2 protein-coding genes are annotated in these 1,626 nt (G+C 69.6%); both read left to right on the top strand.

Annotated elements, in window-relative coordinates:
• Positions 1-137: 137 nt before the first annotated feature.
• Complete coding sequence (locus tag ACH34R_RS44095) at positions 138-581, top strand: CBS domain-containing protein (RefSeq protein WP_397567619.1); 444 nt, start codon at positions 138-140, stop codon at positions 579-581.
• A partial coding sequence (locus ACH34R_RS44090; RefSeq protein ID WP_397567618.1) for an ArsB/NhaD family transporter occupies positions 578-1,626 on the top strand: 1,049 nt, incomplete at its 3' end. The genes ACH34R_RS44095 and ACH34R_RS44090, both read left to right, overlap by 4 nt.

Here is a 1,626-nt window from a genome sequence, read left to right as displayed (position 1 = left end):
TTGACCACGTCTCCCCGCTCGATGACCGGCACCACCTCCCCATGCCCGATCTTGGCGGTTCTTGATAGGTTCCATGCAGGTGCGCCGGGAAGCCTGGTCGGCAGTCGTTGCCGCCGATCCCGGAAAGGGCCGCCGCCATGCGCGCACGCGACCTGCTCGCCGCCTTCCCCACCATCACCATCGACACCCCCGTGCCGCAGGCCGCCCGGCTACTGGCCGAGCAAGACCTCCCCGGCCTCATCGTCACCGACGAACACGGACGACCGGCCAGCATCCTGCCCGGCACCCAGGTCCTGCGCCTGGCCGTACCCGGCTACTGCCAAGACGACCCCACCCTGGCCCGGGTGATCGACGAAGAACACGCCGACCACTTCCTGGACGCGCTGGCCGGCCGTACCGTACGCGAAGCCCTCCCCCCGCGCCCCCGCGAACTGCCGGTCACCGACCCGGACGCGACCGTACTGGAACTGGCCGCGCTGATGGCACGCACCCACAGCCCGCTCGTCGCCGTCGTAGAAGACGGCCGCCTGCTCGGCGCCGTCACCCTCCAGGCGCTGCTGGACCGGGTGACCAGCCCGTGAACCTGCTCGCCTGGGCGGCCACGGCCGTCTTCATCGGCGCGTACGCGCTGATCGCCACCGAGAAGATCCACCGCGTGGCCGCCGCCCTCGGCGGCGCCGGGATCATGCTGCTCATCCACGCCACCGACGCCCACACCGCGTTCTTCGACGAGCGCACCGCGATCGACTGGAACGTCATCTTCCTGCTGCTGGGCATGATGGTCATCGTCGGCGTGCTCAAGCAGACCGGCGTGTTCGAGTACCTGGCGATCTGGGCGGCCAAACGCGCCCGTGGCCGCCCCTACCCGCTGATGGTGCTGCTGATCGTCATCACCGCGCTGGCCTCGGCGCTGCTGGACAACGTCACCACCGTGCTGCTCATCGCCCCGGTGACGTTCCTGGTGTGCGAACGGCTGGCGCTGCCGGTGGCCCCCTACCTCATCGCCGAGGCGCTGGCCTCCAACATCGGCGGCGCCGCCACCCTGGTCGGCGACCCGCCGAACATCATCATCGCCAGCCGCGCGAACCTGGGCTTCAACGACTTCCTCATCCACATGGCCCCGATGGTGATCGTGCTGATGGCGGTCTTCATCGCCATGTGCCGGGTGCTGTTTCGCAAGGCGTTCCGCTACGACCCGCAGCGGGCCGCGCAGATCATGGCCTTGAACGAGCGTGAGGCGATCGCCGACCGGCGGCTGCTGGTCCAGAGCCTGGCGGTGCTGGCCGTGGTGATGGCGGCGTTCGTGCTGCACCCGGTGTTGCACTATGAGCCCTCGGTGGTGGCGATCTTGGGCGCGGGTGTCCTGGTGGCGGCCACCAAGGTGACCACCCCGCAGGCGCTCGGCGAGGTCGAGTGGCCGACGCTGACGTTCTTCGCCGGGTTGTTCGTCATGGTCGGCGCGCTGGTGCACACCGGTGTGATCGGGCAGATCTCCCAGGCCGCGGCCGATGCCACCGAGGGGCGGCTGGGCGTTGCCACCATGGGGTTGCTGGGCGCCTCGGCGGTGCTGTCGGCGATCGTGGACAACATCCCGTATGTGGCCACGATGAGCCCGATCGTCGCCGA

Origin of the sequence: Spongiactinospora sp. 9N601, from assembly GCF_044326295.1 — a bacterium.
GTDB classification, from domain to species: Bacteria; Actinomycetota; Actinomycetes; order Streptosporangiales; family Streptosporangiaceae; genus Spongiactinospora; species Spongiactinospora gelatinilytica.
Note: the sequence above shows the minus strand (reverse complement) of the source record. Positions and strands in the feature narration are given on the sequence as shown.